Genomic DNA, 12,740 nt, shown 5'->3' on the forward strand with positions numbered 1-12,740 from the left:
CTTCAAGCCGAATTCTGTCCGAAGCCGTGATGTCGATGCTGATACCAGTGCGCATCTCGCAATGTCGCATGCCGAAGCGATCCGGGGAATCCCAAAAAGGACTCTTCTGTTCCGATCAATCCACTAGCGGCCGTTGGCAGCGGACGCCAATTCCAGAAGGCCCGTGATCTGGCCGCATGGCTGGGCCTGGTCCCTCGGGAATACTCCACCGGTGGCAAGCAGAAGCTCTTCGGTATCAGCAAGCGGGGGAACCGCTACGTCCGCAAGCTCCTGGTTCACGGAGCACGATCGTGCTTCCGTCATCTGGATCGAACGCGGGATCGGCTGGGAAGCTGGCTTGATGGCCTTCAGAGCCGGATGCACCCGAACAAGGCCGTTGTCGCACTTGCCGCCAAGATGGCGCGTATTGTCTGGGTTGTGCTGACCAAGCCTGGGGCGCTCTACGAACGCAGGGATCCTGCATTCGCCTGACGCCTCCGGCTCGATTGCAAGGCTCGGGAATAGTGATGACGAAACAGTGGATCAGCATGCCGTAAGCCCTGTGCAAAAAAGCGGGCTTCGTGCCCGAACCATTTATTGGGAACGGCGTGCGCGGATCTCATCATGGCCTGGCTGCAACCGCAGTCCACTCGCGAGAGGCCGGATACATTTATGCAACTGGAATCGTCATTTGCGATGTCGCGAACCCTTGCACGGACGGGGCGGACCATACATTTTTTGCAGCGACATCCTTCAGGATGGCATTGTCCAGCATCTGCTCGGCCAGCAGCTTCTTCAGCTTGGCGTTCTCTTCCTCCAGGGCCTTCAGCTTCCGCGCGTCGGAAACGTCCATGCCGCCAAACTTGGCCTTGTATTTGTAGAACGTTGCTTCCGAGATCCCGTGCTTGCGGCAGACATCGGCGGTCTTCATCCCCGCCTCCTGCTCCTTCAAAATCGCGATGACCTGTTCTTCAGAGAACCGTGAACGCTTCATTCGTCCGTCTCCTCGATAAGACGGACCCTACCAAAAACTGGAGGAGTTTCAGGGTCTCAGGTCAGGCGCAATTCGCGACTATAGACGTTGGAGGTTCTGATCGTCGGCCTGGTTCGGGGCCACACGGTCAATCTGAGCTATTTCCCAATACGCTTCAAAAACCTATGAGTACTGTGTCTTAAACGTCTATAATTCCTAAGTTTATGGCCTTTATAGCCGCCGCCGTCCTATTCGGGGTATCCATTTTTCGCAATACATTTTTGACGTGGAAATTCACAGTGTCACTCGATATTCCTACAATCCGCCCTATTTCCCAGGAGGACTTGCCTCTGGCTATCCATAAGATACACTCCTTTTCTCTCGGAGAAAGGTCGGGTTCGTTTTCCGTGTCGCTCGAAACGGCGGACTCAGTGACTTTGAGATGGAAATGTAACGCCGCAAGTTGCAAGTAAGTGATTGTTCTATTGTGGAGCTCGCCATTCCAGACTTGAGCGAAGCTCATGATCGAAAAACCGCGGTCGGGGCCGTGCAAAGGGACGCTAATGCCTGACCTTAAGCCGAACGTCGCAGCCTCGTCGAAAACTCGCCGTTCGTCTTCCGTCGTGCTTACATCATTGTAAACCTCGCTCCATCGAAAGGCGTCTGGTCGCGTTCGACATGTCTTGACGATGGGGTCTATCCGGTCGTAACCCATTTCGAAAGAGCGCTCCTGCCATTCCTCAGGAAAGTTCAGCAAGACGGCCGGATTGCATCGGACCGGCTCTAAACATTTTTGGTTGGATGTAATTGAGCCATAGGCGACCCATCGGCAATCAAAATTCAGAGCAAAAGCAGACAACAAATCAAACAACTGCTCGGATTGTGCAACACCGTTGGTGCGGTCCAGAAATCGGCCAAACTCGACGGCAAACTCCTCCTCTGTGGCCTCAGGAAAATGCAAAGTTGGTCGGACTTTGGTTGATCGCCCTCGAAAATGAGAGACTGTAGTCGTCCGCGGGCGTTCCATAGCCTCTTCTCCACAGCAATTTTACGCTGGATGTTGCCACAGGCACCATCAATGCCCAAAGCAGTCTGGTGCCAAGCTCTTTGCGGCGTGATCGACATCGTCAAATCTCTATCAAATTCCGGCAATTCGTAAAGTTATTATATTTTAAAAGTTGTATGTGCACTCTTTTGGAAGATTTTACATTGTTAAAAGTTGATTTTAACAATGTAACTTTGAAGAACGGATCTGCGCAGATGATCTCTTGATCCAGCCGACCTGTTGCAATCGGGCGGGGTCCATATAGGTCCGGCCGAGGCTCTAATCGCCGCTGGATGACAGTTCAGTGGCAGGTCACCGGGCCTAGATGATCTTCGCGATCTTGTAGGCGAACGCAATGGCGACGACCTTGAAGGTCCGATGCGCTAGAGTAGCGCGGTCAACTAAGGCAACGCCTTCTGAGTCTGGCTTGGGATTCCCTTTCGCGGGTGAGCATGCGAGTCTGGTGCATGCGCACAGGAATATCGCTCACCGCTTCGTCGATTGATCGCCAGCGCCTGAGTGCGCTGATCCGGGATCGCAATACACCACAGAAGCGCGTTTGGCGCGCCGAGATCATTCTGTTGAGCAGCGACGGCGTGGGGACCGTTCGGATCATGCGGCAAACCGGCAAGTCCAAGACCTTTGTGTGGCGCTGGCAGGAGCGCTTCGCCGGGCGTAGGTCGGTCCGCGGCGGTTGCCTTTCTTCTGCGGCTTGCCGGCCTGCAACTCCATGCTGCGCATCTTGTGGGCGACCAGACTGGGTAGCGCCCAGAGGTATTCCGCCTCCTTCGTCTGCATATGCCAGCAAAGAACCGCCAATTTTCTTGCCACGGCGTACAATGTCAAGGAACTCCGGAACCAGGAGATGCGTGTCGCCGAGCAGGCCCAGATAGAGGCCGACGACGACGGCGGCAATCTGATGGCCCCGCTTGGCGCGGATACGGACGAAGAAGGCATGGAGCGGACCCGGCGTCTTGGCCGCCGCCCCGGCGGCTTCCGCCGAAGGCTTCGAAGGACTGTTGCGCGACAAGTCGCGGCCCTCGCGCATTCCGCCTCTCGGGCCTGAAGTGGCCGAGCGCGTGGTGGCGCTGACGTTGCAGGACCCGCCGGGCGAGACGTCGCACTGGACCGCAGACATGATGGCGCAAGCGGCGGGCATCAGTGCCAGCGCGGTACGCCGCATCTGGAGGGCGCACGGGCTACAGCCTAACCGCTGGCGCAGTTCAAACTCTCCAACGATCCGCAGTTCGTCGACAAACTGCGCGACATCGCGCGGGCATGGCTGCGTCCGACCTTGCTAGTCCGCCCGTGATGGGCAGCACCGAGCCCCGACTGGCGCACGCGTGGGTTCAGGCCGAAATAGCTCACCAGCTTTTGCGGGCTGGAAAAACGGCTGATATCTCCGATCGCCGCCATCAACCCGGCGGCCACCGCGAGATTGACGCCAGTGATTATGAGCAGCCGTTTGATCGCCGCATCGTCGAGCGCGCTCTCGGCAATCTCCCGGTCAAGCACGCGGAGATCGTCACCCAGCCTGTCCACTTCCCGGATATGGCGTTGGATTGCGGCGCGCTCGTCATCCGGCACCGGCTGACGGGTGAGCCGTTCGCGTCATGTCGACCTGGCCCACATGCCGCAGCCGACCGTCTTCCCAAATCACCACCTCGCCAAAGGTGCGGTGGGTGTCGATTCCGATTACACGTCGCATTCCTCTGTCTCCTCTCGATCAGTCAAAGGGGAGCGGCGGGCGACACGACAACTACGGATTCGCGCTCACGGCGCAACCGGGCGAGTCGCAGAGGCGGCCAGCTACTAACACGAGCTCGCAGCTCATCGTGTGCATCGGCCTGCCCGCACCTTCGTGCTCCCGGTGCCTCTGTCCCGGATGGTCTCGCCATACGCCGCGATCGCGAAAACCGCAGCCGGACATCGGCACCAAGAATCTCATACCGGTTATCAACCCGATCGAGCGGCTCAATGGCGAGGTCAAGTGGCGCACCGAGGTCGTCGGCATCTTCCCCAAACGACGCCATCGTCCGCCTCGTCGGCGCACCGCTGCTCGAACAGAACGATGAATGGGCCGTGCAGCGGCCGCACTAAATGCCTCTTGAGACGATCAGCCAGATGAGCGATAATCCGCTCATTAGCCAAACATCGATCTGAATCTCTTTCGTGCTTTCGGTTGCACCAATGTTCGACGCGATTGCCCGTTAGCTGCCACCCTGCTCTGGTGGCCAGCAGGTGAGGGACCGGAGATTGCTTCTGTTCGCCAAGGGGTGGAAAGGTGTGATCGACCAACCGATTAAGTCGACAGCGCGCTGCAGTATCGCCTCGGTCTCAGCACGGCTGGGTGAGGCGGCGATGACATGTCCCATGGTGTCCCGGAAATCGCCTTTCCTGACGATCGGCGTCTTGGGTTCAACATACAACTTGACTTCGGCGACACCTGGTGTGGTAGCCGCGCGAGTGTCGCCATCGATCCAGTCGAGGACGCCGTCGCCCTCAGGAACGAGGAACCGCACGGCCGCAGTCTGCGAATGCCTTCTGCGCAAATCCCATTCCTCGCCAATAACAAGCTTGAGGTGCTCGCCAATGGGATCAATGCCGTAAGCCAGCTGAATCAGCCGGGGAGTGGTCCAACCCGGAAGACGCGGATTGACTTCAATGACTACTGGGCCGCGCTCCGTCCACCGGAATTCAATGTTCGCTGGTCCCCAGCCAAGGCCGAGGGCGCTCAAACAACTCAGCGAGACAGCGGCTATACGTTTATGCTCGCAATCAGTCAGCAGGGCTGGAAAGATGCTGCCTCGAACGACGAAATTGGGTGGGCAGTCGAAGTCAGCGGCACCTACTGCGATGACCTCATTTCCCATAGTGTCAGCACTATACTGAGGGCCCTGTGCGAATTCCTCAACAAGGATCCTCGGCGAAGACTCCCGTGTCCGCTCCCAAGCCAACAGATGCGCCGTATGTTCGGCCAACTCGTCGACGTCGCGGCACAATCGGACACCACAACTGCCGCTACCGACTGCTGGCTTAACAATCACCGGTAGGCCGATCTCCATTGCAGAGCTTTCCACTTCCGTCGCATCCGCTGCCAGGCGATAAGCAGGCATTGGAATGCCGGCCGCCTCGAGGAATTGACGTTGAGTGAATTTGTCGCGGCATCGTTCGATGGATACCGGGTCCGGTCCTGGCAGATCAAAATGCCGGCAGAGCTTGCCAACTGTCGCATAGATCGACTCATCGAGGCCCGAAAAGCCAGTAATGCCAGCAATGTCATAGGTTGCACGTAGCCGCGTACATTCGCGGATCAGCGCATCGAAATCGTCTGTATCGACACGGATGGCCGCTAGGCTTTCCGCTGCAAGGTAGTCGTACTGAACTGGATCAGCCGACAGGGTAATTGGATGCAGGCCAAGATGCTGAGCCGCTTTCACGTATAGTAGCCCGATACTCCTGTGGCCTTCAACCAAGATGAGCGCTCTTCTTGCCATTGGCGTCGGCCTCCGTTGTATGCTGTTGGGCGGCCTGAGCCTAGACACGCGTCGGCTTTTTCTTCGTGCCTAACCTCAGACCCTGCGGTGAAGATATCAATGTTAGCGATCTGCGGTCGCAAAGATTTTGTTAAGTTATTTGAACGATCTGTTGCAATATTTTGGCTACCCGCCTTGTGGCGCAGAACTCTTGGAACAGTTCCCCGAAATTTCGGTTTTCAGGGGATGCTGGTTTGACCTGTAAATTTAAACTGAATCTTACAGACGGCATCATAGGCAAAGCGAAGCTGGATCGTGAAGAAGCGCTCGCGCACTAGTTGTGAGCTTTCAGGGGTGTCCATTCGGACCTGACCGAGACTGGAGTTACCAGGCTTCAGCACTCAGCGGAGGGTCCGAATGAACATCCACAAGAATGCCCGTCTCAGGCCGCTGCGTCGAGAGGAAATGGCGCTGTCGGTGATAGAAGGTAGTCTTTCCAAAGCCCATGCGGCGCGGACGTATGGTGTGTCGGCGAAGATCGTGGCGCGCTGGGTCGAGCGCTACAAGGCCGAGGGGCGGGCCGGCATGATCGACCGCTCGTCGCGGCCCCATGTCATGCCGGGGATGACCGGACAGGCGGTGGCCGAGCGCATCATGGCATTGCGCCGCCGGCGGCTGACCGGCAAGCACATCGCCATGGAGGTTGGCGTCTCACCCGCCGCCGTCAGCCGGGTGCTGAAGCGTGCCGGGCTGTCGCGGCTGAAGGACATTGAGCCGGCCGAACCGATCCGGCGCTACGAGCGCGAGCACCCCGGCGAGATGATCCACATCGACATCAAGAAGCTCGGCCGCTTCAGCCAGGTCGGGCACCGCATCACCGGCGATCCACAGAAGGGCAAGTCGCGCGGCGCCGGCTGGGAATTCGTCCATGTCTGCATCGACGACGGCTCTCGCATCGCCTTCTCGCAGATCCTGCCCGACGAGAAGAAGGAAAGCGCCGTCGCCTTCCTCAAGGCGGCGGTGGCCTATTATGCAAGCCTCGGCGTCGCCATTGCGCGCGTCATGACCGACAACGTCCTAAGGAGTGAGCAGGCAAAGCCTCTTTATTCGTCAGCATGCTCTCGCTGCATGACGCTCGTCAAGTTGGATGTCGAACCAGGCGGCTTCCACCGGCAAGGGAAAAGGTTTCGTCCATAGCAAACACAGGGTACGCGTGGTGGCGGCCCTCACCGTCCTCAATACGAGCTTCTGATCCAGGTGGAAGACCCGAACATTATCTACAGCGATGCCCTCACGGCCCCTAGCCTAGACTAGCTGACAGAGGTCCTTCCACCTGGTACCTGCCCCTCGACGAAGGGCCGGTAGTCGGAACCACCTTTGACGACGGCGTGCACGACGCGGGCCATTTTGGCGGTAATTGCAGTCATTGCCTTGCGGCGCAGGTCTGGATTGTCGCGATCTCGTCGCGATGTAGCGTTCGAACTTGTGGCGGAAGCCATTCTCGCGCTGATAGATGGCAACCTGTCCGGCGATCCACAAGGTGCAGCGCAGCCTTGCATTGCCGAACTTGGAAAGCCGGGTCTGGCCACGATACTGGCCGGACTGCTGTGTCGACAGATCCAGCCCGCAGAATTTGAGAAACTGGCGATGATGATGGAAGCGACGTAGGTCGCCGCCCTCGGCGATGATCGTCAGCGCGATCGGCCCGATGCCCGGTATCGCTTCATGCGTCTTCGACAGTTCCTGCACGTCGTTGATGCCGGCGCGCAGCGGATCATGATAGCGCTGGGTCGTCTGGATTCTGAGCATATGCAGGATCACCTGCGCATCCTTGGGGGCATTCTTGTCCCAGCTGTTGTGCAAAGCTTCGCGTGTTCGGGCGAGCGGCAGTGACGACACCAGTCGCACCTCGAAACCGGCCTCAGCCAGGCGCCATGCGATGGGTCGGTGATAATTGCCCGTTGCTTCAAATCCGCAGACCACGCGCCGATCATGCGCCTGCAGAATCTCGATCAGCCGATCATGCTCGGAACGATTGTTGAGAACCTGCAGCCGGCGCCGCGGTTATGGCTTGGATCTTCGATTAGGACTTCATTGCGCACCTTGGCGATATCGATCGCTACCAGCACGGCATCGGCAGGTATTAGGATGGGAAATGGTTATGGTCGGTCTCTCCGGAATGGGTTATGAAAATTCACATTCTAGAGAAACTCCGACTGGCCATGGCCGCCTCGAGCGGTGCGCGCCTGCAGCGAAAAGCTGCGCGCATCGCTGTCTCAGCCGCCGCCACTCCTTCATCCGTAGGTGCTACGGCTCCTGCTACAGGTCGAAAGCCTTCGCCAAAGCCTGTCGCGATCTCGGCCTTAAGCATGTCAGGACAAGGCCCTACACACCCAAGACCACTGATGTGATGACAAGAGCTTTTTCGATGGATTTGCGATATTCTCCCGCTGCGCATAGGTGACCGCGTGGCGAAGAGCGGGATCAGAGGTGAGTGTCCCGCCGCGCAGCCTTTATCGTCGCACCTCATTTGCGGCATCCGTGCGCGCCTTCTTCGGACCTCGCGGGTTCCAGCCGGCAACGAAGCGGGCATAGGCGCCCTCGGCTTGCTCAACCCAGCGCCGCTCTTCATCTCGATGGCTTTTGATGTTGTAGGCGTGTGCGGCTCCCTTTTGGCCGCGCACAGCCTTGCTTCCAGCCTTGAGTTCCATGTCGCGCAGCTTCTTGGCATGCAGCGATGGCCGCGCCCAGGCGTAGCTCTCGCTCTTCGTCAACAGATGCCAGATTATGACAGCGAGTTTGCGTGCTGTTGCCACGGCCGCGACATGCTGGCCACGCCGGGCCCGCACACGCAGGAAGAAGGCACGGAGTGGCCCCGGTGCGCGTGCTGCCGCCCAAGCTGCTTCCACGAGCATGCCGCGGGCATGTCCGCGACCCTGCTTGGTGATCCGTCCGTGATAGGCGGGGCCTGGCCCTGATTGCCTGACGCTCGGATTCAGGCCGAGATAGCTCACAAGCTTCTGCGGTTCGTCGAAGCGCGACACGTCGCTGATCGCCGCCTTCATTGCAAGCGCGACGGTCATGTCGACGCCTGGAATGGTCATCAGCCGCTTCACGCCTTCATCCTCGAGCGCCGAGCGGGCAAGATCGCGTTCGATAACCTGGAGGTCGTCACCCAACCGGTCGAACTCGCGCAGATGCCGATCGATCGCGAGGCGCTCGTCTTCCGGCACGATCTGCTCGCTCAACCATGACCGGCCCCTGGCGCCGCACAGGTCGGCATGCGGGCAGGACGGGATGAGGTGGCTATGAAGGATCGACTGGATGACGTTCTTCAATCGAGATCTCTGCCTGACAATCTGATTGCGCCGTGTCACCTGCCGAAGCAGAGCCTGCGTCGGCTCATCCGGAATCCAGACTTCCGGCAGGAAGCCGCTGGCATAGAGCTGCGCCAGAACGCTGGCATCGATCGTATCCGTCTTGATCTTGGCATAGGCGATGATGCGCACCTGCTTGGGGTTTGCGATCACCACTTTCTTCACATGCGGCGCGACAACCGCGGCGGCCGAGGATGCGTTGCCAGTGGCCTCGATCACCACGATGTCGCTCGGCGACAGCTTTGCGGCGAAGGCACCCAGCAGATCGCGCCGCATGTCGACACGACCCAGCCGCCTGAGCCTGCCGTCCTCCCACGCCACCGCCTCGGCGAAGGCGCGGTGGATATCCAGTCCGATGATGCACATGCCTGTTGTCTCCCTTTCTGGCTTGGTCAAAGAACGGGAGCTGGCGGGCAACACGACATCTACTGATCCGCGCTCGCAGCGCATCCGGGAAAGTCGCAAGGGGCGGCCATGTAACGTGCTCGGGCTCTCAGCCCACGGTCTAAAGACGGCCTGCCCGCACCTTCGTGCTCCCGGTGGCCCACGTCCCGGATGGGCTCACCATAAGGCCGTTCCAAACAAAGAAACAGCAGGACGAATAGGCACCGAAGATCACATACCGGATAACGGCCGGTGTAGCGCGACAATCTGGGTGAGAGCGCGTATCACCCAGATTGGGTTCTTCCGCACATTTGGTGCAAGGGCGAGAGCTTCTCGTCTGGCCCTTTGCCGGGGGTGGTTCAGGCGATTGCCAACAGCCTGTTTCTCAGCAGCGGATAGCCTGAGCGCCCATACATCTGGCGCTTGATCGTCTTGAGCCGGTTGATCTGTCCTTCGACCGGGCTCGTGCTCCAGGGCTGGGTGATCGCCGCCCGGACGGCCTCGATGTCGCGGCCGATGCCTGCCGCAAGCGAGGCCAGTTCGCTGTCCCTGGCATCCTTGAGCCATAGATGGAGGGCCGGCATCATCGTCGCCGCGGATCAGTGCGGCGAAGCGTCGGGCGAGTTCGCCCGCCACTGCAAGCTCCGGCGCGGTTTCGTAGAGATGGCGCAAGAACCGCCCGGTCAGCTCATCGAGCGACGCCGGGTCTTCGCTCAGCAGCCATGCACAGTTGCGGCGCGATGGCGACCGCCACCGCGAGTTTGGTGGAGCGGTCGATGACCGCTCCTTGCGGGCGGCGATCCATCTGTAGACGGTCGCCTTGCTGCCTTCAAAGCCGCGGCGCTTGATTTCGCTCCACAGCTGCAACCCATTTTGCTGGCCTGCCTGCCAACACCGTTCGAGATAATCGCGGAAAGGATCCATGAGAACAGAGCGCGCCGGCGGCCGCCGGTGCTCGGGTTCCCCGCCCGCCGCAAGCCAGCGCTCGACAGTTCTCACGTTCATGCCAATCCGCGGCGCGATCTGTCGCGACGACATGCCGGCCTCCCGCAAATCAAGGATTTCAGCATAGAGCTCACTGCGCTGCTTGCGCCTCGACCGGCGCAGGCAATCAAGTTTCGGGGAAGTTTCTACCGGTGGTTCCGGCTCGGCTTCGGCGTTTCCGGCCATCTCGTACGCCATGGCCTTTCCGGCGGCACCAACGGCTTTGCGATGGCGGCCGACGGCCAGGCGCAACGCTTCCCCCAGGTTCTGCAGCAGATGCCAGCGGTCGGCGACCTGCGTTGCATCGGGCGCACCGCGACGGGCGCCCTCGGCATAGACGCCGGCACGATCGCGCGCGATGACCTCGATGCCCGGATGGCGTCCCAGCCATGATGCAACCGTGTCGGCATTGCGATCCGGCAACAGATCGAGGACACGGTTGCGCTCCAGATCGCAGATGATCGTTCCGTAGCGCTGCCCTTTGCGCCAGGCCCAGTCGTCGATGCCGACCACACGCGGCGCTTGCGGCGGCTCGAAGGAGGGCCGCGCGGATCATCCGCAACAGTGTGTCGCCGCTCACCGGCATGGCGAGCCTGTCCGACAAGCGTGAGCCCGGCTCGCCACCCACCGCGAAGCTGATCGCCAGCTGGCTTTCGCCGAGCCGGGCGGTGCGTCTTGCTTTCGGCCGCACCGTCTCCGGCAGCCGCTCGGTGAAGATCCGTCGCGGGCATTGTGGATCGGCGCACCGAAACCGTCGTGCGTGAAGCCGGATTTCGACAATTCGCCCTTGCCACGGCAGATCGGCGAGCCGGCGCATGTAGTGACTGTGGACCCGCCGCGTGTAGCAACCGCAGATGGGACAGCACGATTCCATCGCCTTCGGCCGGGCCACAAGCACTACCCTGTCGGCCTGCGGGAGAATTTGGACAATCGAAAGCTCGGGCGAAATCAGCGGGTGGAAGGCATGGAGCACGGGCAAAATCACGGCGTCGACTGCGATTCCGACTCTATGAACTTATTCGCACCGTCCGTGAATCCCCGCACCTGCACCAAATGTGCGGAAGAACCCCAGATTGTCGCGCCGCAGGCCGGGTCGAGAGAATGAACCGGACTATCAAGGACGCCACCGTCAAGCGCTTCTACTACGAGAGCCACGACCAACTCCGCACCCATCTCGCCGACTTCGTCGCCGCCTACAATTTCGCCCGCAGGCTCAAGACCCTCAAGGGTCTCACACCCTACGAGTTCATCTGCAAGGCGTGGGCGTCACAACCGGAACGCTTCAAACTCAATCCGCTCCAGCAAATGCCGGGACCAAACATCTAGACCGAGGCAGCCCCAAACAAAACAAGGTCATGCGGCTCAACCCACGGATGAGAGATTGTTGACCGACGTTCAAGTCCAGCCTCTTGCACCTCATATCCGCCGTACAAGTACCTCGGCCGCCGATCGGATTCGCCGGACTGCAACCTATGCCAAAGGCTATTGTCAGCAATCCCTTTTGCGGTGTGGCGTGCGAGTTTAGTGCATGCGTGATGATATCTCCTGCACCGTTTCGGCTAGCGACCGCCAGCACTTGCAGGCGATCGTCGCGGCCCCTGGAAAGCCGGCAGATGGTCTGGGCACCTCGGCAATCACGGCCGAGACCTCAGTCTGGCGCTGGCAGGAGCGGTTCATGCACGAAGGCGTCGATGGGCTGCTTCGCGCCCGGTCCCCTCCGCCTGGAATGGTGCGTCCCGCCGAAGCATGTCGCCGAGATCGTCAGCCTGACGCAAGCTCCGGCCGCCGCATGGGCGACCCATTGGATGCTACGCGCGATGGCCAAGGTCGCCGGCATTGCCACGTCGACGGTGCAGGTACCTGGCAAGGCCCACGGTTCCGGCGTGCATCGCTGGCGGCACTTCAAGCCCTCCAACGACCCAGTTCGTCGAGAAGCTGACGACCATCGTTGGCTTGTATGTCGATCAGCCGGCCCATGCCGTGGTGCGATCGGTCGACGAGAAGAGCAAGATCCAGGCGCTCGACCGCACCCAGCCCGGCCTGCCCATGAAAAAAGGAAGGCTCGGCACGATGACACATATATGGACGCCTCCTCCTCGTAAGGTGTTGAGCAGCGTTTTGATCGGATCGCTTGCGATCATATGTCCGGCCTCTGTTTTGTGCGGTCGCACATGACCGCGGGCCAAGATGGTTTCCGCAACGCGAGTTCCTAACACGACTGCGACCTACAACGGCCAGTGAGTTATCCGGAGTATCTTGCGTCGTGGATCGATCGATCACACCACCTGCTCATTCTCTTGCAAGTTCCGACATCAACAAACACGGTCGCATTTTCGTCTGCTCCCCGTATTTGGCTGATCTTCCAAGCCGCGCACGCCATACTAGTCCCTATGATTGCTGGGCCTGAGGGCGGCCCGTCATCCGATATGCAACGGTACGAGGGTTAAGCCGGCTGGCCGGCGCAGAGCCTCATGCATAGGAGACGGGCCATATGGAACATATCAGATTTGTCGGTTTGGATC

General features: G+C 59.9%; 3 protein-coding genes and 15 pseudogenes. 8 read left to right on the forward strand and 10 right to left on the reverse strand.

Going from position 1 to position 12,740, the window contains the following annotated elements:
* Positions 1–123 precede the first annotated feature (123 nt).
* Positions 124–471, forward strand: a pseudogene (locus D3227_RS38400) (transposase); the annotation flags it as partial.
* 238 nt (positions 472–709) lie between these two features.
* Here D3227_RS38400 and D3227_RS38405 read toward each other — a convergent pair.
* A pseudogene (locus tag D3227_RS38405) lies at positions 710–973 on the reverse strand (transposase); the annotation flags it as partial.
* A gap of 178 nt (positions 974–1,151) precedes the next feature.
* On the reverse strand, positions 1,152–1,979 hold the full coding sequence (locus D3227_RS38410; RefSeq protein ID WP_120019233.1) for a helix-turn-helix transcriptional regulator: 828 nt from the start codon (positions 1,977–1,979) through the stop codon (positions 1,152–1,154).
* Between the two features lie 485 nt (positions 1,980–2,464).
* Here D3227_RS38410 and D3227_RS38415 point away from each other — a divergent pair.
* Positions 2,465–2,665: pseudogene (locus tag D3227_RS38415) on the forward strand (helix-turn-helix domain-containing protein); the annotation flags it as partial.
* Between the two features lie 100 nt (positions 2,666–2,765).
* Here the strand turns inward: D3227_RS38415 and D3227_RS44645 are convergent.
* Positions 2,766–2,997, reverse strand: a pseudogene (locus D3227_RS44645) (hypothetical protein); the annotation flags it as partial.
* Position 2,998: 1 nt separating this feature from the next.
* On the opposite strand from D3227_RS44645, the pseudogene D3227_RS38425 reads away from it, so the two are divergent.
* Positions 2,999–3,288 (forward strand): annotated as a pseudogene (locus tag D3227_RS38425) (helix-turn-helix domain-containing protein); the annotation flags it as partial.
* Between the two features lie 38 nt (positions 3,289–3,326).
* Here D3227_RS38425 and D3227_RS43525 read toward each other — a convergent pair.
* A pseudogene (locus D3227_RS43525) lies at positions 3,327–3,413 on the reverse strand (transposase); the annotation flags it as partial.
* Between the two features lie 542 nt (positions 3,414–3,955).
* Between D3227_RS43525 and D3227_RS38435 the strand changes: the two are divergent.
* Positions 3,956–4,160: pseudogene (locus D3227_RS38435) on the forward strand (transposase); the annotation flags it as partial.
* A gap of 47 nt (positions 4,161–4,207) precedes the next feature.
* On the opposite strand, the gene D3227_RS38440 reads toward D3227_RS38435, so the two are convergent.
* Positions 4,208–5,494: an ATP-grasp domain-containing protein gene (locus D3227_RS38440; protein ID WP_120019234.1), complete on the reverse strand. Its 1,287-nt coding sequence runs from the start codon at positions 5,492–5,494 to the stop codon at positions 4,208–4,210.
* 396 nt (positions 5,495–5,890) lie between these two features.
* Between D3227_RS38440 and D3227_RS38445 the strand changes: the two are divergent.
* Positions 5,891–6,547 (forward strand): annotated as a pseudogene (locus D3227_RS38445) (helix-turn-helix domain-containing protein); the annotation flags it as partial.
* Positions 6,548–6,783: 236 nt separating this feature from the next.
* Here D3227_RS38445 and D3227_RS38450 read toward each other — a convergent pair.
* Positions 6,784–7,623 (reverse strand): annotated as a pseudogene (locus tag D3227_RS38450) (transposase).
* A gap of 161 nt (positions 7,624–7,784) precedes the next feature.
* Here D3227_RS38450 and D3227_RS44650 point away from each other — a divergent pair.
* Positions 7,785–7,913 (forward strand): annotated as a pseudogene (locus tag D3227_RS44650) (IS481 family transposase); the annotation flags it as partial.
* A 73-nt stretch (positions 7,914–7,986) separates the two neighbouring features.
* On the opposite strand, the gene D3227_RS38460 reads toward D3227_RS44650, so the two are convergent.
* From D3227_RS38460 to D3227_RS43980, 4 genes and pseudogenes are all read right to left on the reverse strand, one after another.
* Positions 7,987–9,216 carry an IS110 family RNA-guided transposase gene (locus D3227_RS38460; RefSeq protein ID WP_120019236.1) on the reverse strand — a complete coding sequence of 410 codons (1,230 nt, stop codon included), beginning with the start codon at positions 9,214–9,216 and terminating at the stop codon, positions 7,987–7,989.
* Positions 9,217–9,593: 377 nt separating this feature from the next.
* Positions 9,594–9,773, reverse strand: a pseudogene (locus D3227_RS42420) (ISL3-like element ISAzba9 family transposase); the annotation flags it as partial.
* Positions 9,774–10,464: 691 nt separating this feature from the next.
* A pseudogene (locus D3227_RS43530) lies at positions 10,465–10,731 on the reverse strand (ISL3 family transposase); the annotation flags it as partial.
* Positions 10,732–10,966: 235 nt separating this feature from the next.
* A pseudogene (locus D3227_RS43980) lies at positions 10,967–11,092 on the reverse strand (transposase family protein); the annotation flags it as partial.
* A gap of 212 nt (positions 11,093–11,304) precedes the next feature.
* Between D3227_RS43980 and D3227_RS38475 the strand changes: the two are divergent.
* Positions 11,305–11,544: pseudogene (locus tag D3227_RS38475) on the forward strand (integrase core domain-containing protein); the annotation flags it as partial.
* A 202-nt stretch (positions 11,545–11,746) separates the two neighbouring features.
* Positions 11,747–12,297 (forward strand): annotated as a pseudogene (locus D3227_RS44655) (transposase); the annotation flags it as partial.
* Positions 12,298–12,740 lie beyond the last annotated feature (443 nt).

The organism is Mesorhizobium waimense, from assembly GCF_003601975.1.
Lineage (GTDB): Bacteria > Pseudomonadota > Alphaproteobacteria > Rhizobiales > Rhizobiaceae > Mesorhizobium > Mesorhizobium waimense.

Excerpts from the sequence above, each read along its gene's own strand:
- D3227_RS38410 (WP_120019233.1), bottom strand. The coding sequence starts at position 1,979 with ATGGAACGCCCGCGGACGACTACAGTCTCTCATTTTCGAGGGCGATCA.
- D3227_RS38440 (WP_120019234.1), bottom strand. The coding sequence starts at position 5,494 with ATGGCAAGAAGAGCGCTCATCTTGGTTGAAGGCCACAGGAGTATCGGG.
- D3227_RS38460 (WP_120019236.1), bottom strand. The coding sequence starts at position 9,216 with ATGTGCATCATCGGACTGGATATCCACCGCGCCTTCGCCGAGGCGGTG.